At 63.2% G+C, this 18,896-nt stretch carries 23 protein-coding genes; 12 read left to right on the top strand and 11 right to left on the bottom strand.

Features of this window, described 5'->3' with window-relative positions; genetic code table 11:
* Positions 1 to 16: 16 nt before the first annotated feature.
* Positions 17 to 277 carry a hypothetical protein gene (locus RH950_RS10800; RefSeq protein WP_350056553.1) on the bottom strand — a complete coding sequence of 87 codons (261 nt, stop codon included), beginning with the start codon at positions 275 to 277 and terminating at the stop codon, positions 17 to 19.
* A 140-nt stretch (positions 278 to 417) separates the two neighbouring features.
* Here RH950_RS10800 and RH950_RS10795 point away from each other — a divergent pair, with 140 nt between their 5' ends.
* Positions 418 to 924, top strand: coding sequence for a flagellar basal body-associated FliL family protein (locus RH950_RS10795; RefSeq protein ID WP_350056551.1), 507 nt, complete (start codon positions 418 to 420; stop codon positions 922 to 924).
* On the opposite strand, the gene RH950_RS10790 is transcribed toward RH950_RS10795, so the two are convergent.
* Positions 917 to 1,633 carry a lysophospholipid acyltransferase family protein gene (locus tag RH950_RS10790; protein WP_350056549.1) on the bottom strand — a complete coding sequence of 239 codons (717 nt, stop codon included), beginning with the start codon at positions 1,631 to 1,633 and terminating at the stop codon, positions 917 to 919. The genes RH950_RS10795 and RH950_RS10790 overlap by 8 nt on opposite strands.
* Before the next feature lie 103 nt (positions 1,634 to 1,736).
* Here RH950_RS10790 and RH950_RS10785 point away from each other — a divergent pair, with 103 nt between their 5' ends.
* From RH950_RS10785 to RH950_RS10750, 8 genes are all read left to right on the top strand, one after another.
* Entirely contained in the window at positions 1,737 to 2,111 is a 375-nt protein-coding gene (locus RH950_RS10785) for a hypothetical protein (RefSeq protein ID WP_350056547.1), read from the top strand.
* Positions 2,112 to 2,279: 168 nt separating this feature from the next.
* A complete protein-coding gene (locus RH950_RS10780; RefSeq protein WP_350056545.1) occupies positions 2,280 to 2,549 on the top strand; it encodes a cupredoxin domain-containing protein in 270 nt (89 codons plus the stop codon).
* Between the two features lie 10 nt (positions 2,550 to 2,559).
* Positions 2,560 to 4,863: an ATP-binding protein gene (locus RH950_RS10775; RefSeq protein ID WP_350056543.1), complete on the top strand. Its 2,304-nt coding sequence runs from the start codon at positions 2,560 to 2,562 to the stop codon at positions 4,861 to 4,863.
* Between the two features lie 4 nt (positions 4,864 to 4,867).
* Positions 4,868 to 5,272 (top strand): response regulator, encoded by a 405-nt coding sequence (locus RH950_RS10770; RefSeq protein ID WP_350056541.1) that lies wholly within the window; start codon positions 4,868 to 4,870, stop codon positions 5,270 to 5,272.
* A 138-nt stretch (positions 5,273 to 5,410) separates the two neighbouring features.
* Positions 5,411 to 6,211, top strand: a complete 801-nt coding sequence (locus tag RH950_RS10765; RefSeq protein ID WP_350056539.1) for a DUF4394 domain-containing protein — start codon at positions 5,411 to 5,413, stop codon at positions 6,209 to 6,211.
* A 2-nt stretch (positions 6,212 to 6,213) separates the two neighbouring features.
* Positions 6,214 to 6,579 (top strand): cupredoxin domain-containing protein, encoded by a 366-nt coding sequence (locus RH950_RS10760; protein WP_350056537.1) that lies wholly within the window; start codon positions 6,214 to 6,216, stop codon positions 6,577 to 6,579.
* 108 nt (positions 6,580 to 6,687) lie between these two features.
* A complete protein-coding gene (locus RH950_RS10755; protein ID WP_350056535.1) occupies positions 6,688 to 7,149 on the top strand; it encodes a DUF3237 domain-containing protein in 462 nt (153 codons plus the stop codon).
* A 114-nt stretch (positions 7,150 to 7,263) separates the two neighbouring features.
* Positions 7,264 to 7,620 (top strand): cupin domain-containing protein, encoded by a 357-nt coding sequence (locus RH950_RS10750; RefSeq protein ID WP_350056533.1) that lies wholly within the window; start codon positions 7,264 to 7,266, stop codon positions 7,618 to 7,620.
* A gap of 6 nt (positions 7,621 to 7,626) precedes the next feature.
* Here RH950_RS10750 and RH950_RS10745 read toward each other — a convergent pair whose 3' ends face one another.
* Positions 7,627 to 8,640 (bottom strand): methyltransferase, encoded by a 1,014-nt coding sequence (locus tag RH950_RS10745; RefSeq protein ID WP_350056531.1) that lies wholly within the window; start codon positions 8,638 to 8,640, stop codon positions 7,627 to 7,629.
* Between the two features lie 235 nt (positions 8,641 to 8,875).
* Here RH950_RS10745 and RH950_RS10740 point away from each other — a divergent pair, with 235 nt between their 5' ends.
* Positions 8,876 to 9,115 carry a hypothetical protein gene (locus tag RH950_RS10740; protein ID WP_350056529.1) on the top strand — a complete coding sequence of 80 codons (240 nt, stop codon included), beginning with the start codon at positions 8,876 to 8,878 and terminating at the stop codon, positions 9,113 to 9,115.
* 30 nt (positions 9,116 to 9,145) lie between these two features.
* On the opposite strand, the gene RH950_RS10735 is transcribed toward RH950_RS10740, so the two are convergent.
* From RH950_RS10735 to RH950_RS10725, 3 genes are read right to left on the bottom strand one after another with little or no spacing between them, the layout of a single operon-like run.
* Positions 9,146 to 10,069 (bottom strand): amidohydrolase family protein, encoded by a 924-nt coding sequence (locus RH950_RS10735; RefSeq protein WP_350056527.1) that lies wholly within the window; start codon positions 10,067 to 10,069, stop codon positions 9,146 to 9,148.
* 14 nt (positions 10,070 to 10,083) lie between these two features.
* Positions 10,084 to 10,575: an NUDIX hydrolase gene (locus RH950_RS10730; protein ID WP_350056525.1), complete on the bottom strand. Its 492-nt coding sequence runs from the start codon at positions 10,573 to 10,575 to the stop codon at positions 10,084 to 10,086.
* A gap of 20 nt (positions 10,576 to 10,595) precedes the next feature.
* Entirely contained in the window at positions 10,596 to 12,143 is a 1,548-nt protein-coding gene (locus RH950_RS10725; RefSeq protein ID WP_350056523.1) for a UxaA family hydrolase, read from the bottom strand.
* Positions 12,144 to 12,272: 129 nt separating this feature from the next.
* Here RH950_RS10725 and RH950_RS10720 point away from each other — a divergent pair, with 129 nt between their 5' ends.
* Together RH950_RS10720 and RH950_RS10715 are read left to right on the top strand one after the other, a co-directional pair.
* Complete coding sequence (locus tag RH950_RS10720) at positions 12,273 to 13,013, top strand: SDR family oxidoreductase (RefSeq protein ID WP_350056521.1); 741 nt, start codon at positions 12,273 to 12,275, stop codon at positions 13,011 to 13,013.
* Positions 13,010 to 13,957: a threonine ammonia-lyase gene (locus tag RH950_RS10715; RefSeq protein WP_350056519.1), complete on the top strand. Its 948-nt coding sequence runs from the start codon at positions 13,010 to 13,012 to the stop codon at positions 13,955 to 13,957. The genes RH950_RS10720 and RH950_RS10715 overlap by 4 nt, the downstream gene beginning before the upstream one ends.
* Positions 13,958 to 13,988: 31 nt before the next feature.
* Here RH950_RS10715 and RH950_RS10710 read toward each other — a convergent pair whose 3' ends face one another.
* The 5 genes from RH950_RS10710 to RH950_RS10690 all read right to left on the bottom strand — a co-directional run bounded on the left by RH950_RS10710 (position 13,989) and on the right by RH950_RS10690 (position 18,786).
* Complete coding sequence (locus RH950_RS10710) at positions 13,989 to 14,222, bottom strand: sulfurtransferase TusA family protein (protein ID WP_350056517.1); 234 nt, start codon at positions 14,220 to 14,222, stop codon at positions 13,989 to 13,991.
* Positions 14,134 to 14,997 carry a DUF1194 domain-containing protein gene (locus RH950_RS10705; protein WP_350056515.1) on the bottom strand — a complete coding sequence of 288 codons (864 nt, stop codon included), beginning with the start codon at positions 14,995 to 14,997 and terminating at the stop codon, positions 14,134 to 14,136. Before RH950_RS10705 ends, RH950_RS10710 begins: the two co-directional genes overlap by 89 nt.
* Positions 14,998 to 15,443: 446 nt before the next feature.
* Positions 15,444 to 16,385, bottom strand: coding sequence for a hypothetical protein (locus tag RH950_RS10700; protein ID WP_350056513.1), 942 nt, complete (start codon positions 16,383 to 16,385; stop codon positions 15,444 to 15,446).
* A gap of 185 nt (positions 16,386 to 16,570) precedes the next feature.
* Entirely contained in the window at positions 16,571 to 17,122 is a 552-nt protein-coding gene (locus RH950_RS10695) for a hypothetical protein (RefSeq protein WP_350056511.1), read from the bottom strand.
* On the bottom strand, positions 17,119 to 18,786 hold the full coding sequence (locus RH950_RS10690; RefSeq protein ID WP_350056510.1) for a hypothetical protein: 1,668 nt from the start codon (positions 18,784 to 18,786) through the stop codon (positions 17,119 to 17,121). Before RH950_RS10690 ends, RH950_RS10695 begins: the two co-directional genes overlap by 4 nt.
* Positions 18,787 to 18,896: the final 110 nt, after the last annotated feature.

Below are 18,896 nucleotides of genomic sequence, written 5' to 3'. Positions count from 1 at the left end.
GATGGTCACGGGCCGGTCACAGCGGCTGGTTCCGCGCGGCATACTCCATGACGGCGGTCGTCAGATATTCCCGGAGATAGAGTGCGAGATCGTCATTCAGGGAGATCGCCCGCTCCCGCCCGTCCTCGAACCGGAATGTAAGGACAAACCGGTCGTCCACGAGATCGATCACGAAGGACGTGACGACCGGAACATCGCCCGCAGGCTCCTGCGTCAGGCGCTCGTGCGGCTGTTTGTTGAAAAAATCCAGCCACTCGCGCGCTTCCTTGTCCTGCATCAAGACCCCACTCCCCTCGCCGATCAGCGTATCATAGGATCGAAACCACGAAGGATTGCACCGGAAATGCTGTTCATTCAAACAGGATAGCTGCTAGTGCAATAGTTTATGACGATCCCGGCAAGAACGGAGCGCGCCACGTGAAGAAACTCATCATCTTCGTCACCCTGCCACTGATGCTCATCGTCGGTGCCGGTATGGGGGCTGTGATGTTCGGGCTGATTCCGGGATTCGATCCGCTCGGCACCCAGAAGAAGAAACAAATGGCGGCCGGGGGCAGCGCACAGAACGAAGAACCCTATCTGAACGAAGCGCCGCCGCCATTCGCCGCGGCAGCGCCGGACGCGGTTGTTTTCCAGTTGGAAGAGTTCGTCATCAATCTGCAGACCGAACGGCATTATCCGGTCTTCATGCTGCTCAGCATTGCTCTCGAACTGAAGGATCCGGCGGCGCAGATCCGGGTGACGGCCCTTGAACCGCGCATCCGGGACAAGGTGATCATCTTCGCGAGCAGCCTGACCGAGCAGGAGCTGAACGGCTTTGAAGGCATCAACAAGATCCGGGACGGGCTGTGGATCCGGCTGCGTGACATCATCCCGAAAAAGGACCTGCTCAATATCCAGGTCATGAAGATGACCATCAAGTAGCGGCAGAACTTTCCAGCGCCCGGGTCTCCGTTTCGATGACTTCTTCAAGCCGGGCCATGAAGGTCTTGCGGTCGAGCCCCGGCGGGATTGGCTCCAGCACACGAACATCGATGACGCCCGGATATTTCATGAAGCTCTCGCGGGCCCAGAACTGGCCGGAATTGAGCGCCACGGGCACCACCGGAACATTCAGCGCACGATAGAGCGCAAAGACGCCAGGATGATAGGCCTGCTCGGTTCCCGGCGCGACGCGCGTGCCCTGCGGGAAAATCACCACCGGGCGGCCCTCGGCGACCCGTGCCTCCGCCGCCCTGACCATCAGCTTCAGCGCGCCGGCCCCGGCAGACCGGTCGATCGGCACCATGCCGACGCGACGAAAATACCAGCCGATCACCGGCAGCTTCAGGAGCTCCTGCTTCAGCACGATGGCCGGATCCCGGCAGAACAGATGCAGCGCGATGGTCTCCCAGGCAGACTGGTGCTTGCAGGCGATCAGCGCCGGGCCGTCAGGCATGCGCTCCGCGCCCGTCAACCGCCAACGCAATCCCACCACCAGCCCAAGCAGAGCGATGACGCCGCGTGACCAGACGTCCCGGATGGCGCAGACCCAACGCCGCGGCCCGAGGCAAGCCGGCAGGAGCAGCAGGCCGACCAACGGCGTAAGCGTGTAGAACAGAACGTTGAAGAGCGTCGCCCGGAAGGCTTTCATTTCGAGTTCCCTTGATTTATGGGACACCCTTTACTGAAGAATGCCGGGTCTGTCAGGGCAAAACTGACCTGACGATCCCGGTCCGCCGGAGCGCCACGCCAAGATGAGCGAAGCCCAGATCACCGGACGCCACGATCAGGAACCCTGGTTCCCCCGCATGATCGCCGCGCTTGAAGAGCGGGCCCGCGCTGAGCGGACTATCACCTATGCGGAACTGGCGGAAGCGGCGGGCATGGCCGGCCCCCATCGCATTCACCGGCTGACCGAGGCGCTCGAGGATCTGGTGACCTGCGATCACAGGAACGGTGCGCCCCTGCGCGCTGCGGTGGCCATATCGAAGGCCCGTGACGGGCTGCCGGGCCCGGGCTTTTTCCAGCACTGTGCAGGACTTGGCCTGTATTTCGGCCCGGACCACGGCCCGCAGGCCGAAACCTTTCATCGCCTGGAGTTGAATCGCCTATTTGTGAGGACCGGATAGCGTTGTTTCACTGGCAATTACGCCAATGAACGCTGATTAATTGTCCTGACTTCCGATATAGTCATGTATTCAGAAATTGAAGTGGACCGTTTCATGTCTCTTCCACGATCGCTTCGTGCCATGCTTTCGGCGGCCGTTCTACTCGCTGCATCCGGGGTCATGATAGCGATGGCAGCGGGTCCCGCCGCGACCATCAGCCAGAAGGGCCGCATCTTCACGCCGGGCGAGATTACCGTGAAGAAAGGCGACGTGGTGCGCTTCGTGAATGACGATTTCTACGGACACAACGTCTATGCCGAAACCGGGAATGCCGGCTTCGATATCGGTCTGCAACCGCCCGGCGAAGAGCGGGATGTGGTGCTGGAAAAACTGGGTATCATCGATGTCCGTTGCCGGATCCATCCCCGGATGCAGCTGAAGATCACCGTCACCGAATAACCGGCACGCAATGTCTCTCCGCCTCAAATTGATCGGCGCGTTTCTGGTGGCCGTGCTTGCCGCCGGCGCGCTGGCAGGGACAAGCTTCTTTGCCACATGGTCCCTCGGCGACATCGCCAAGGCATTGTACGACCGGCCGCTGCAATCGATCAATTTCGCCCGCGCGACACAGACCAATTTCCTGGTCATGGAGTTGGAGGAACGGCTGACCGGCGCCTCGACGGAAGAGCGTCTGGCCCGGTTGCGCGAGGATTTCTTCATCGATCTTGAGGTCGCCACAGACCGCCGGATGTCGGAACGGACCCTGGAACTCGCAGAAACCCTGCGTACGGACTTTGAGGCCTGGTGGGAAACCGCCCATGAGGCGCGGACCGCGCCAGCCCTGAAACCCGAGCGGGACGCGATCGCCGAAAAGATAAAGGTCAATCTCGACATCCTGGTGCAGGTCGCCGCGGAGGACGGTTACCGTTTCTGGCTCGCCGCCGAGCAAAGCGTCAACGATACCAAGCGGCTGACGAGCTATATTCTCGCCGGTGTGCTGGTGGTTTCCCTGATCGTCGCCGGCCTGCTCGCCCGCAACATCATCCGTCCGCTGAACCGGCTTGCCAAGGGCACCATCGCGCTGGCCTCCGGAGACCGCTCGGTCGCCGTCGACGAGCGGGATCGGACTCGCGGCGACGAGATCGGTGGTATGGCCCGATCCCTGCTGGTGTTCCGCGATGTCATGAACGAGGTCCGTGAGGCCCGGGACAGCGCCGAAGCCGCCGCCAAGGCGAAGTCGGACTTCCTGGCCATGATGAGCCACGAAATCCGGACCCCGATGAACGGCGTCATCGGCATGACACGGCTGCTGCTGCGCCGGCCGCTCGGTGCCGAGGAAAAGCATTTCGCCGAGACCGTGCTGGAAAGCGCCGAAGGGCTGATGCATCTGCTGAACGGCATCCTGGACTTCTCCAAGCTCGAGGCCGGCAAGCTCGATCTGGAGCTGCTGGATTTCGATCTTCGCCGTATGGTCGCAGGATCCCTCGCCCTGATGCAGGGCCGGGCGGAGGAAAAAGGCCTGACCTTCCAGGCCGATGTCGACACGGACTGCCCGCGTTATCTGAAGGGCGATTCGGCCCGGCTGCGCCAGGTCCTGCTCAACCTGGTCGGCAATGCGCTGAAATTCACCGAGAAGGGCGGCGTCACGGTCTCCGTCAGCCCGGCCGGCCCGGCCGGCACCTACAGGTTCAGGGTGACCGATACCGGTATCGGTATCCCGCCGGACAAGGTCGGCCGGCTGTTCCAGGAATTCAGCCAGGCGGACAGTTCAACGGCGCGGACCTATGGCGGCACCGGTCTCGGGCTCGCCATCTGCAAGCAGCTCGTGGAGCTGATGGGCGGACATATCGCCGTCGACAGCATTCCCGGCACCGGCAGCACCTTCTGGTTCGAGATCCCGCTCTCGGACGGCGCGATGCCGGATAATCGCGACCTGCCGGCCAATGCAGAGAAATTGCCGCCGCTGACCGTGCTTGTCGCCGAGGACAACCTGGTGAACCAGCAGGTCGCCCGCGGGCTGCTCGAAGCCGAAGGCCATACGGTGCGAATCGTTCCGGACGGCGCCGCCGCGCTGGCCGCGCTGGAGGCTGAGCCGGCCGGCGCCTTCGACGCCGTGCTGATGGACATGAACATGCCGGTGATGGACGGACTGGAGGCGACCCGCCGGATTCGCGCCCTCGCCCCGCCGCGGTCGGTCATTCCCATCGTTGCCGCCACGGCTGCGGCAACGGCGGAGGACGTGCAGCGCTGCCTTGAAGCCGGCATGGACACCTATGTCGCCAAGCCGATCCATCCCGGCCTGCTGTTCGGCGCATTGGCCCGGGTGCTGCGCCGGAACAACGAGGACGCGGCGGATGATGGAGGGGAAGACTGGCTGGACGATATGCCGGAGGAGGCCGCGTCGCCGGTGGCCGAGCGCCTGATGCAGGACGGCCCGGCGCTGGAGCCGGACATTCTGGCGACATACAGGGACCAGCTCGGCGCAGAGTTCGCCGATGAAATGGTTTCCGATTTCCTTGGCGCGGTCGACGCCCATGTCGCCATCATCGAGGAGCATCTGAAAGCCCGGAACGCCGCCGGGCTCGGCGAAGCCGCCCATGCCCTGAAGAGCGCGGCGGCCTCGGTCGGATTGCGCGATGTCTACCGGGCGGCGCTTTCGGTTGAAACCGGCGCCGAAGCGGATCATCTAGAGGAGTGCGTGGAGTCGGCCGAGTCTCTGCTCACCGCCCTCGAACAAAGCCGAACCCTTTTCGACAACCAGGCGGCCAGATGACTTCATGACAGATCACAGCAGCATGCGCCCCAATTTCGCCGAGTATCAGGTGATCGTCGCCGAGGACGAGCCGATGGCGACGAAACTCGCCCAGGGCGCCCTGAAACTGATGGGTTTCCGCCGGATCTTCCACGCTGCGGACGGGCTGAAAGCCCTGAAACTGCTGAAGGAGCTGAACGGTGACGTGCAACTCATCGTCTCGGACTGGAACATGCCGGAGATCAACGGCCTCGAATTCCTGCGGGCCGTGCGGAAGACCTATCCGAACATGCGGTTCGTCATGCTGACCGGCAATGCAAACAAGGACTTCGTGATCGCCGCCCGCCAATATGGCGTCGACGCCTACATCGCCAAGCCCTTCACCCCGGACCAGCTGCGCCAGAAGGTGGAAACGATTTTCAGGCTTTGAATGCGCTCCAACACGTATGCCGGATACCTTACGCCGGTAAATCCGGTCTGCAGCGCAGCACGTAGAAGGAGATATGCGCCTTTCCTGCCGGCTCGGACCGCGCGCTGAACTGACCTGCGAACTGAGTGGAAGACAGCAATGACCTTTTCGAAAACACTGGCTGCGGCAACATTGGCAACCGGCATGGCCTGGGCCACGCCCGCCGCTGCCCTGGAGCTGATCGGCCTGACGGCGAACAACCAGCTGCTCATGATGACCGACAGCAATCCCGGCGCCGCCCGCTCGGTCGATATCACTGGCGTGGACACCAAGGTCCTCGGCATCGATATCCGCCCGGCCGACCTCGCCCTCTATGCCGTCACCGCGTCCGGCGCGATCTACACCATCGACACCAGCACCGGCGCCGCCACCCGCATGTCGAAGATCTCGGAGCGGCTCGAAGCCGTCGACAATCTCGTCGTGGATTTCAATCCCCAGGCGGACCGGCTGCGGGTGATGGCCTCGAACGGACAGAACCTGCGCGTCAATGTCGAGACCGGCGCCGCCGTGGTCGACGGCCGGCTGAGCTACGACAAGGCCGACAGGCATGCCGGCGAAAAGCCCGGCGTGCTGGCCGGTGCCTATATCAATTCCTACAAGGGCACGAAATTCACCCAGCTGTTCGATGTGGACAGCAAGAACGGCATGTATGTCGTGCAGGATCCGCCGAATGACGGCGTTCTGAAAAGCGTCGGCCCGACCGGCCTTGCCGCCGGAACAATGATTGAAGCCATCGATATCTTCACCGATCCGAAGGACGAGTATCATGGCTTTGCCGTGGCCGGGGGCGCGCTCTACAGGTTCTCCGTCGCCAAGGGCATGATGACCCGCGTCGGCAGGATCGCCTCGCCCGCCGCGGCCGCGGTGATCGACATCGCCGCGCCGGTGGCGAACCGCTGACCATGGCACAGCGGAACCGGACACACTGGAGCGGGCGGCAGCGCCTTGTCGCCCTCCTCGCCCTGACGGCAGCCACCTCCTGGCTCGCCGTCGGCGGTCTCTACGCGGCGACGCCTTTGGTCATTGAGCAATCCGGCATCGCCTTCCTGCCGAAATCCATCACCATCAAGGCCGGCGATACCGTCACCTTCCTCAATTCGGATGTGTTCGGCCATAACGTCTATTCGGACAGTGACGGCGGGGAATTCGATATCGGCCTGCAGTCGACCGGGGCCGAAGTGCCGGTGACCTTCGAGAATGCCGGCCGCTTCATCCTGCAGTGCCGGATCCACCCGCGCATGCGGGCCGAGGTGATCGTCGCCGACTGACCGGCCCGGTCCACATGGCGCCGCCGACAGAGACGATTTTCAAGCGCCGGAAAGCCGGTCATACTCCCCTTAACCAAGAAAACAACGCCCTCGGGGGAGGACCGGACCATGAGCCACATCCAGACAGAACATCTCTTCGACATCACCCTCGCCGTGGAAGCCCCGCTGCAACTGCTCGGCCACACGCCGTTCGGCGAACGCAAGATCGCCAAGGTCACCGGCGGCAGCTTCACCGGCCCGAGCCTGAAGGGAACGGTGCGCGGCGGCGGCGGCGACTGGATCCTGGTGCGCAATGACGGCGTCACGCAACTCGACGTCCGGCTGGTGCTGGAAGCCGACGACGGCGCCCTGATCTACATGACCTACAAGGGCCTGCGCCACGGCCCCGAAGAGGTCATGGCCCGGATGAATGCCGGCCAGCCGGTGAACCGCGACGATTATTACTTCCGCATCACCCCGAGCTTCGAGACGGCGGCGGAGAAATATCTCTGGCTGAACAAGGCGGTCTGCGTGGGCAGTGGCGACCGGACGCCGAGCGGGCCAGTTTATAATGTGTATCGGGTGTTGTGAGGCGAAAACCAGCCATTTTGTCCCCACTATATCCACCTAACCGCCGGAGCCCATCCCTCTGCGTTTCATATCAAGAACTTGACCAAGAACACCGATACAGAAGGACCGCCCGCCATGAACCGCGCCCCCGCACTCATCAAGCGCAGTGACTGGGCCCGGGAAGAGGACCGGTGGGTCGGCCGGTTCGAGGGCGGGGAGATCGGCACGAACGTGACGGTGCTGTTCTTCTCCAGCGACAGGGTCGGCAGCGGGCCGAAGCTGCACGTGCATCCCTATGATGAGCTCTTCATCATCCGTCAGGGCCGGGCGCGCTTCACGGTCGGCGACCGGATTTTCGAGGCCGAGGCGGGGCAGATCGTCTTCGGGCCGGCGGAGGTGCCGCACAAGTTCGAGAATCTCGGACCGGGCCGGCTGGAGACCACGGACATTCACCTGAACGACCGCTTCATCCAGACCGACCTGGAGGACTGACGCCCGTTATCCCGGCCGCACCGCCTCCGCCAGCATCGTCATGCCCGGGATCATCGGGCCGACTTTGACATCGGTGAAGCCGGACTTCGTCAGCTGCTCCGCCAGCCATTCATCGTCCAGCGAGCGCGCTTCCGGGGTGAAGGCGGTGTGCTGGAGCTGCCAGAGGGCGGCGAGTTTCGGGCCGGTGCGGTCGGCCGTGACGACGAAATCATGGATCATCAGGCGGCCGCCGGGGACGAGGTGGTCATAGGCCCGCTTCAGCAGGCTGTCATGCTCGTCGCCGGCCACGCCGGAAAACAGGTAGGACATCAGGATCGCGTCCTGCGCGCGCGGCCATTCCGTGCGCAGCGCGTCGCCGATGACATAGTCGATCCGGCCGCTGAGCCCGGCCTTCTCGACATAGGTCTTGCCGAGGGAGGCGACATTCGGGAAATCGACGATGGTCGCGGTCAGGTCGGGGAAGGCTTTTGCCAGCGTGATGGCGAAGGCGCCGGTGCCGCCGCCGACGTCGAGCAGTTTCTTGCCGCCACTGAGGTCGACCAGCTTGGCCAGGCCGCGGGCCGGACCGAGGGAGCCGGCATGCTGGCTGTTGGAATAGAGCGTGGCCTGCTCCGGGTCGGAGAACCAGTCGGCGTAGGAGCTGGTGGCCTCATCCGGCAATTTGTTGGCGATGGCATCCTCGATCTGGTCCAGCAGGCCGTACATCTGCCGGTCCACCTGCAGCCGCAGGTAGTCGCCGAAATCATATTTCGCGCCTTTCACCAGGAAGCTCTCGGCGGCGGGCGAGTTGGCGAAACGCCCCTCCTCCGCGGAGACCACACCGAGCGAGGCAAGCGCGGTCAGCAGGGTCTGCACCCGGTCCGGATGCAGACCGGTCGCCTCGCCAAGTTCCTCGACCGAAAGCGGCCCGTCGGCCAGGCAGGTGAAAACTCCATGATGCAGCGCAGCGAACAACGCCTTGGATCCCATGAATCCGAAGGCAATATCGGAAATCTCTTCGGCATTGGTCAGCAGCGTCATCAGTCATGTCCCTGTTATTTTATCGTTCTTGCGACATAACTTATCTGAATTCGACAAAACCTGCAAAAGGCTCCGGGTTTTCCAAGACAGAATCTGGATCTCGGTCGGACATGACAGTATTTTTATGCTGCAGTGCGATCAGAATAGGCAGGCCGCCGGGTGTGACAATACCGCGCTTGACCGGCACGCCCCCTGGTTGAACCATGGTGCAACCCAATGGCGAAGGGAGGGACCAATGGCGCTCTACAAGGACCCGCACTTGATCGGGAAATCCACGCACCCGGAATTCGACCGGCTCTACCATCCGGGCGCGGCCGCACCGCTGTCCGGCATCTATCGCTGCGAGGGCTGCCGCAAGGAGGTGGCCTCGAATGCCGGGGAGCCGTTGCCGCCGCAGAATCACCACCAGCATGACGAGAGCCTGGGGGAGATTCTCTGGCGTCTGGTGGTCTATGCCGATCACGACCCGCAATAGGCGCCGGGGCGCAACCTGATCCTGCGGTACCTAGTCCTCCGGCGCCACGGGCCAGGGGGCGAAGCCATAGAGTTCCTCGGCATTGCGCAGCAGAATGCGGGTCCGGACCGCGCGGGACGGCGTCCAGTCGGCCATCAGGTCGAGCGGCTCCCTGTCCGCCGGCTCCTCCCCGTCCGGCGACGCGCCGCGCTCCAGATGCGGCCAGGCGCTGCCCCAGACCAGACGTTCCGGCGCCCAGTCGATGAGGGCGCGGGCCAGGTCCGGGATCTCGGGATCCGCCGGGTTGCCGTCCCGACCGATGACATAGGGCGCCGCGAGCTTCACCCAGAACCGCCCCCGGTCGATCAGATGGCGCAGGGAGCGGAAGCCCGGCTGGGTCAGGCTGCGGGAGAAGCGGAACCCGCCCATGTCGGGCAGGACGGTCTTGCAGGGCCAGGCACGCAGCATCTGAGCGACCTCATGCAGGTCGGAACCGTCCATTGCCAGCTCGACATCCCAGCCGGTCAGGTCATGCACGCGCCGGACATGCCGGTCGAGCTCATCCCAGGGGCAGCTTTCCCGGTGGCGCAGCATGGTCACGCGCATTCCCGTGGCGCCCGCAGCGGCAAGATCCTTCAGCTCGGCCACGTCGGTGCCCGGCCGCACCATGCAGAAGGCGCGGGCGCAATCCTCGACGAGACCGTCCGGGTCGGCGGAGAGCGCCTGTCGCGCCGCGAGCAATGTGCTGTTGTCGAAACCGAGCGCATCCGGCTGGATCAGCACGGCGCGGGCGAGGCCGAGCGCGTCCTGCACCGGGCGATAATGCTCTACCGGGCAATCCGGCAAATCTCTCGGCGGGACGCTTCCGGAAGCGGCGGTGATGCGGACATCGCAATCGACCGCGCCTGGCGGCGGCACGACATGACGGGTATCCGTATCCGCGCGGAGATCGCCGAGGAAGGCTTCGAAGGACATGCTGTTTTCCGTGGTCAGAAAAGCTGAAACGCACCGGTTTCGCGGTAGCGGCCGAAATGGCCCAGCGCGCTTTTATGTGCCGGGATCATTTCCGGCAAGCCGTCCAGCGGGAACCACTCCAGCGCCAGGGTCTCGGTCCCGTCGACAGAGAGCTCACCGCTCCATTCGCGGACGAGGAAATCGACACCGAATCCCTGGATTGTATCACCATTTGGATAAACCAGCGTGCATTCTTCCGGCGAGGATGCATGCCCCCACGGAATCGGGTCGAGCACTGTCAGGCCCGTCTCTTCCCGCACTTCCCTGACCAGGGTTTCCAGCACGCTTTCGCCCGGCTCGGAGAAGCCGGCGGGCAAGCCCCAGACATGAAAGTCGCCCCGGAACTGCAACAGCACGCAATCTTCCGCATCGAGGATCACACAGCGCGCCCCCGGCATCAGCACCATGCGGCTGCCGATCAGCTTCCTGAGCTGGCCGAGATAGCTGTCGGCGAAATCGTCCCCCATCGCGGCCGCTCCGGGCCGGCCTACATCACCGCCCCGATTTGCCAGGGGATAAACTCGTGATCGCCGATGCCGAGCTTCTCGCTCTTGGTTTTCTCGCCCGAGGCAACGGCCAGCACCTGCTCGAAGATCTGCTCGCCCATCTGCTCGATCGTAATCCCCTCGTCCAGCACCGCGCCGCAATTGATGTCCATATCCTCGACCATGCGGTGATACATCGTCGAATTGGTCGCCAGTTTCATCGACGGCGCCGGCTTGCAGCCGTAGCAGGAACCGCGCCCGGTGGTGAAGGCGACAATATTGCTGCCGCTCGCCACCTGGCCGGTGATCGAGCACGGGTCGTAGCCTGGGCTGTCCATGAAGACGAAGCCCTTGCTGTCGATCCGCTCGGCATATTTGTAGACGCCGGCGAGGTTCGTGGTGCCGCCCTTGGCCGCCGCCCCGAGCGACTTCTCAAGGATGGTGGTCAGGCCGCCTGCCTTGTTGCCCGGGGACGGGTTGTTGTTCATCTCGCCGCCATTGCGGGCACAATAGGCTTCCCACCACTTGATGCGCTCGACCAGCTTCTCGCCGACCTCCTTGCTCACCGCACGCCGGGTCAGCAGATGCTCGGCGCCGAAGATCTCCGGCGTCTCGGCCAGCACGGCGGTGCCGCCGTGGCGCACCAGAAGATCCGCCGCATAGCCCAGCGCCGGGTTCGCGGTCATGCCGGAATAGGCATCCGAGCCGCCGCATTGCAGGGCCAGGGTCAGTTCCGATACGGGGCAGGTCTCGCGCCGGCTCTGATTGGCCAGCGGCAGCATCTCCTCGATCAGGGCAAGGCCCTTTTCGATGGTCTTCCGGGTGCCGCCGGTCTCCTGCAGGGTCATGGTCCGCAGACGCGGGCCGCGCTCGAGCTGATGCGCCTCGAGCAGGAAGTCGATCTGGTTCACCTCGCAGCCGAGGCCGACCATGATGATGCCGGCGAAATTCGGATGCCCGGCGAAGCCCCAGAGAGTGCGCTGCAGGTTCGCGTAGCCCTCGCCCGTATCGGCCATGCCGCAGCCGGTCGCGTGGCTGAGTGCCACCACCCCGTCGACATTCGGATATTTCTCCAGCATTGCCGGGGTGACCGCGTCGGCCAGATATTTCGCCGCCGAGGCCGAGCAGTTCACGCTGGTCAGCACACCGATATAATTCCGCGTCCCGACCTTGCCGTTCTTGCGGCGAAAGCCCTGGAAGGTGGCCCGGTCCGCTTCCGGGATATAATCGGTCTCGGCGCGATCCATGCAGAAGGCGTAATCGCGCTCGAAATCCTTCATCGCAACATTGTGGGTATGGACATGGCCGCCGGGCCGGATGTCCTCCGTCGCGAATCCGATCACCTGGTTGTATTTCCTGACCGGATCGCCGGCGCCGATCCGCCGGGTCGCGATCTTGTGCCCCTGGGGCACCAGTGCGAGCGTCGCCACCATCTCTTCCGGGATCTTCGTGTGCGCCGCAATCTCGACGCGCGAGGTGACGACATTGTCCGCCGGGTTTAGCCGGACCGTCAGCCTTTGCGCATTCTGGGTTCCGCCTGATTCGGCCATCACCAGCAACTCCCTCAATATTGATTGTCGCGATGATAGCGCAGCACAAGGTGCGCGCAAATGCTTGCCGCATGGAAATCCGATGCCGTACTCATGGGGAAGCAAGATAATCAAAAACGGGGGACCATCATGTCAGGACGTTTGGCCGGAAAAACCGCGCTTGTGACGGCTTCGGCCCAGGGCATCGGCCGGGCCACGGTCGAGGCCTTCAGCCAGGAAGGCGCGACGGTGATCGCGACCGATATCAATCTGGAAAAACTGGCCGAGCTTGGCGGACTCGCCGGCGTCACCACGCGCCAGCTCGATGTGCTCGACGGCGATGCGGTGAAAGCCGCAGCGGCGGAGATCGGCGCCGTGGATGCGCTGTTCAACTGCGCCGGCTTCGTGCATCACGGCTCGATCCTCGACACATCCGACGAGGATTGGGATTTTTCCTTCAATCTGAACGTCAAGGCGATGTTCCGGATGTGCCGGGCCTTCCTGCCGGCGATGCTCGAAGCCGGCGGCGGCTCGATCATCAACATGTCCTCGGTCAGCTCCAGCCTGAAGGGTATCCCCCTGCGCTGCGTCTATGGATCGAGCAAGGCGGCGGTGATCGGCCTCACCAAGTCGATCTCTTCCGATTTCATGAAACAGGGTATCCGCTGCAACGCGGTCTGCCCCGGCACCGTACAGTCACCGTCCCTCGACGGACGGATCAACGCTTTCGATGACCCGGTGCAGGCCCGCAAGGACTTCATCGCGCGTCAGCCACTCGGCCGCCTTGGCACGGCAGAGGAAATCGCGGCGATGGTGCTCTACCTCGCCTCGGACGAAAGCGCCTACACAACAGGCCAGGCATTTGTAATCGATGGAGGCATCCTCAATTGATCGACCTGTCCGACTTCAAGGCCGCCGCGGAACGAATCCGCGGCAAGGTCCGCCGCACACCGCTGCTGGACGCCGTCGCCCTGAAAAGCGATCCGGCGCCCGGCGCCCGGTTGCTGCTGAAGCTCGAAAACCTGCAACCGACCGGCTCCTTCAAGGTGCGCGGCGCCACGAACACCGTGACGTCCCTGACCGATGAAGAGCGGGCACGCGGGCTGATCACGGCCTCCGGCGGCAATCACGGTCTCGGCGTCGCTTTCGGCGCCCGCATGACAGGTTGCCCGGCGGTGATCTATCTGCCCTCGAACACACCGCCATCGAAAGTGGAGAAGCTTAAAGCCCTGGGCGCAGAAGTGATCATCGAAGGCGCTGTCTGGGACGAGGCAAACGAGGCCGCCCTCGCCCGTGCCCAGACGGATGGCCAGACCTATATTCACCCCTTCGCCGATCCGCGCGTCATCGCCGGACAGGGCACCATCGCGCTCGAATTGCTCGAAGATGCGCCGGAGATCGACACTTTGGTAGTCGCCATCGGCGGCGGCGGCCTGATTGCCGGGGTGGCGGCGGCGGCCAAGCTTCTGAAGCCGGGCATCAAGATCATCGGTGTCGAGCCGACCGGCGCGCCGACCCACCATGCCGCCCGCGCCGCGGGCCATCTGGTCACGCTGGACAAGATCGAAACGGCAGCCGGCACACTCGCCCCCCGCAGCTCCGCCGCGCTCAACTTCGAGCTGATCTCGAAGAATGTGGACGAGCTGGTACTGGTCACCGATCCCGAGATGAAAGCCGCCGCCGAATGGCTTTGGGAAGAGACCGGCCTGTCCGCCGAGCTGAGCGGTGCAGCGGCCCAGGCCGCCCTGATGACTGGCAGGGTCTCGGCACCTGCCGGCAGCACCGTCGCCGTTATCGTCTGCGGCGCCGGGACAGACGGGCTCCCCGCCGCTTAGCGGTACCTCCATCGCCAACAAGGACCCCGTGTCAGGGGCCCTTGCGGATGACAAATGTGAAGGCGCCGTCCGACTCTGCCTCGCTTATCAGCTCATGGCCGCCGCTGTTGCAGAAATGCTTGAAATCCAGCGGCGATGCCGGGTCCGTCGACTGCACGGAGATCAATTGTCCCGGCTCAAGGCCCTTGATGGCCTTGCGGGTCTTCAGCACCGGCAGCGGGCATTTCAGGCCGCTCGCATCCAGGGTCAGTGCCAGCTCGGTCATAGGTTTCCGTCCCACAGGTGATCTTGCTCGCTGCATATTGGGTCGCAAATCCCGCATTGCCAATCCCGGCGACGGAATGACGACGGCCGGTTGGACGGATATCGGCAATCTCGCGGATGATCTTGGCCAGCAGAACGTCCGAGAACGGTGTGTCCTCGTCCGCCACCATAACAAAGGCACCGAGACCGCCGATCACATCCAGCCGGTAATGCATTTCAAGCGGAATGTTTCCCGGACCTCTGTATCCCCCGCCGCGGCTCTTTACGGCCAGCGCGTTGATGGTGATCCCGGCATCGACCGCGCGGTCCCGGGCCCAGTCGATCGGCCGGCCGCCGATCTGCGGCCCGTCGCCGGAGACATCGATCACCATGCGTGCGCCTTCATAGGTATTCGTCAGGATCTTGTCCGTGGAATAGGCAATGGCTTCGCTGATGGAATTATATCCCCAGGCTGCCCGGGGCGCGGAGAGCAGAGCTTCCCCGAATGCGCGAGCATCTTCCGGGCCGGCGATCTCACGCCAGTCTACGATCGTGTGCTGGGAGGATTCATCGCCCCATTCGATATAACTGACGGCAATCGTGCCCCAGCGCCCGGATGTCACTGCATCCAGCACCCTCGGGTCCGAAAGTGCCTCGGCATATCCCTGCCGCTGCAACCGCAGTTCGTCGTCATCGATCGACCCGGAACCGTCAGCGGCGAAAACCAACTCGAGATCAACCGACTTGGAAACCGCTTCAGATGCGCAGAAGGCCCCTGCAAGCAGGACTGTACCCACGGCCACAAAACCCGGAAAAATAGAGCGAACCCACCGTAACATAATTGAAAAAAGGCGAATTTTGCCTGTGGATAACTTATTTTGCCACGCAGACGGGGGCGAAGCTTCAAATGTGAGAGATCCGGTTCGCCCCATGGTTACCTGCCTCGATACAATGAAATCAGAAAGTGATAACGGGCATTCGGTTTAAATTGGAAAAGAATGAAATTACTCACAAGCCATACACAGCTTATCATTTCGATCCGATGGACCAGAGCAAAGCCCAGCCCAGTCATCCGGCACAGATCAGACAACAGGGATAAATATACCGATCCCGTCGCTGTCGCAAAATCTCAAAAGAATCAGGGTTAGAGAATCCCGTCGCTTGCCCGTCAATGCATGTGTCCTGACACGTGCACTCAAGAAGATGTCCGATGCAAGCAAACCAAGTTGGAAACAGCAGCCATTCAATAGACGGACGTCTTTGCAGGAACGATCTCTAACGCTCGCTTTGCTGAACGAATGGGCCGCCCATCCATCGCCAGCATATCCGCGACAACTTCAAGCCAAACAGGGTCGCGCAGCCAAAAAGGGAAATCGATCTGCATGACCAGGCTGTCGGTGCCATCGGTTTTCCGCACGAGTTCCCGCCGGTACCGGCTCTGATCAACATAGTGTGAGAAAGCGCCGGAAAGCGCCATTCGAAGGCGGTACTCTCCCCGGGAGGAAACACTGATCCGGCCAAAACAGACGGTACCTTCAAAGGAGTCAACTCCTGGCGGTACCGGCTCCGGGCTGCCGCAGGTTCCGCTTGCAGGATCCCGCGAGGCTATTGAAAGCGTCATGTACCCAACCGGGCTGGCACCAGTATGGTCCGGATGCCCGTCCGGCGCGGAAAGTCCTGATGGGTCCCGATTCAAGACGGCAAGCACCGCGACCAGCGCGACCAGCGCGACCGCCGCAATCAATGACATCGCACCCGGAACAAGGCGTGGGCTCCGCCACCGCGCCAGCGCCTGCCGGGAAGAACACGCGCGTCGAACCAGCCTCGCAGCCTGATCCCGGCCGAGGCAGGCCGCGAGCGCATCCTCCGCATCTGAGACCGGAACAAGATTCCAGCCATGCATCTGCGCGACACTGTCTGAGCCTTTCGGGAAAAGAAAAAGCCCCGGCGCCTCGCCCGGCAGGCCGGCACGCGCCAGCTTTTCCGCGACATGGCTGACCGGGGTTACCTTCAGATCCCTGTCCAGCCCGCCCGTAACCAATATGGTCTTGGCCGGCGATTCGCCGGGCATCGCCAAGGCGTCGGCAACACGCAAGGCATGCGCCAGGAACAGACCGAGCTGCCAACTCACTCCGGCGTCTATCGGTGCGGATAAATCGGTGCGATAGACCGGATGCCCGGTCATGCGCTCGACGACCCCTGTCGGTTCGCGCACGAAAGCGTCGTAGACCGGGCTGACCGGCAGAGCCGCAAGCGCCCCCCCGACACAAATGACGGACCGGACAGACGGATTCTCCCGCGCGATGTTCAGAACCTGCGCCGGTCCGCGCGTGGTGGCGATCAAGACCCGTATTCGCGGCGTCCCTGCCATCAGGCCAGCAGGAACCGGCAGTCCGGATCCCGGAGCAGCTGCAGGAGTGCCGCCTCCGCCTCCAGCAGAAGCTGAATCGTGCCGTCTTCGCTTTCCGGCAAGACATGCATGACCGGACTCCCCGCTTCCGGTATACCGACGACCAGCCGCGGCATCGTCCCCTCGACCGCCCTCTGAATAACCAGGTAAGCAGGCCCACCGATCTGCAGGGACTGTTCAACACGCATCAGGAAATCTCCTGCCTGGCGTATCGCATAAGTACCGTCGCTCGCCGCCGCAACGGCCGGCATGTCCGCCAACGCGAAGCGCTGGGCCAACATGGCAAGAGCCGAGCCGATCTCCGGCCGCCGCCTTGCCGCCTCCAGAACCTGCCGGCCAACCGGGCTTCCCGGGTCCGCCATACATTGCGCCGCTTCGGAAAATGCGATCCGGCCAGGATCCGCTTCCCGGGCCGGCCGCAACAGGCGATGCCGGAGATCGCACGACAAGGATGACGCGACAAACAGGGCTTCGGCGAACGGATCAGTGTCGGGACTGCGTGTTTCTGTCATACCGGCTCTCCGTAAAGCGCCGCCAGAGCAGCCTGGAACCGTCTGCAATCCTCTTCGAATACCCGGTCCGCAGGGATCAGGCTGAAATGGCGGTCCAGTGCCCGCAACAATGCAGCCAGATCATCGCAGCAAACCCGCAACAGAGGTTCGCTTGCTCTGGCCGCCTCCCGGATTTCCGGATTGCACACCCGCTCTTCCTCGAAGCCGCGCCGGTTCACTTTCATGAAGGCCAACCGGGCACGCCTGAATAGTGCAGCCTCAACCAATGTCTCGGGGTCACCGTCAACAGCGCTTTTAAGCAAACGGCTGATTTCCCGGTCCGGATGCAACGGCACGACGTTCCCAGCAAGTTCTGCCTCCGGATCATTGACCCTGGCGCGCAGGGCCGGGACAATCTCGGGGAAAATATCGAACCCGATCTCGAATGCTTCCGGGTCCCCGTTGCGGAACAGAATGAACATCAATGCCTGCCGGATTTTCTGAACACGCTCGGCCAGCACCTGGAAAGCCGCCGTTGCCGCGCCATAGTCCTCGACCGGCGGCTGCGCGACCAATGCCGCAACGGTCCCGTCAGGCCCGGCCATTCTGCCTCTGCGCACCGCCTGAACGATCCGGGCCTGATGGCTCCCGAAGCATTCCGCGCGAAGGATGGTGAGCGGAAGGATCGCCGCGGCATCGCCCGCTTCAACCACCAGCTCAAGCCGCGCGCTTTCGCTCTTGTTGATGGTCTTCAGCTGGTTCGCAGGCGGCAGGGACAGGTCGGCCAGCACAGATCTCTTACTGTCGGCGACCTCCAGCGCCCGGCAGATTTCGCCCGGGTCGACCTCTCCTGCATCACGTGCCGGACCGATCGGAGCCGCCGCCTCGACGGCAAGCCGGTCGGCGGCGGTCTTCAGCGCTTCCCTCAGATGGAAGAAATTCACCGCCACCGTCCGGAAACCCCGGAAATCGCTGCCTGCGCGCCGATCGGCGCACCGCTCCTCCCAGAAGGCCAGCACCGTGCGGTCGTCGATCGCGTCGGCACCGGCCCGCCGTCCTGTCCGTTCCGAAATGAAACCGCATATCGTGTTGAACTTGCGTTCATATTGCTGGGACGGCAGGTGCTGCTTGAGGAACTCATAGAGCCTCCGGGACAAGCCGTTTGCGAAAGACTGCATCGCTTCCCGGTCCCTTGGGCCGGAAAGGAGGACGGAAATATCTCCATCTATCTCGGCAAACCCGAGGGCGGTGATACAGAAGTCGAGAAGTGCCGCCAGGAAAGGCATACGGCTGTAACTGATCCTGTATGCCTGCCCCGGGAAACTGATAACCAACTCATCCGTGGCGGCGTCAATCTCCCGTGGCGCCGTGCCCCGACCGGCGGCCGACAAAGCGGCGGCCCTGAAGGCACCGGCCGTCGCCACGCGCATCGTCCAGAAAAATCCGACATATCCGTGACGTCCGGAGAGCCGGTCAGCGGCAGCGACAAGATACGCCAATTCCAGCAGAGGCCGGCCATAGGATCGGGCGGCAATCGTCTGGATCAGGCTCCGGCACACCCGCGCGTCATAACGTCCGCCGTCTTCGCCTGAGGCATCGGCCACGGCCGCAAGCACCGCGGCCAGTTCATTGCTGATCTCGGTCCTGAGACCGATTGCGCTGCCGCTGCTATCCAACACCGCCACCAGACCAATCCGATATGGTGAATAATTTCTTATTTTTTCATTTATTGCGTGTTTATCTTGATTGATTTCACAGCTGCCAGCAACAGACTATTGTATGTTGCGCCGGTCGG

It is taken from the genome of Nisaea sp., assembly GCF_040217065.1.
Taxonomy (GTDB): Bacteria; Pseudomonadota; Alphaproteobacteria; order Thalassobaculales; family Thalassobaculaceae; genus Nisaea.
The sequence above is the reverse complement of the archived record's forward strand: the minus strand, read 5'-3'. Positions and strand labels throughout refer to the sequence as shown.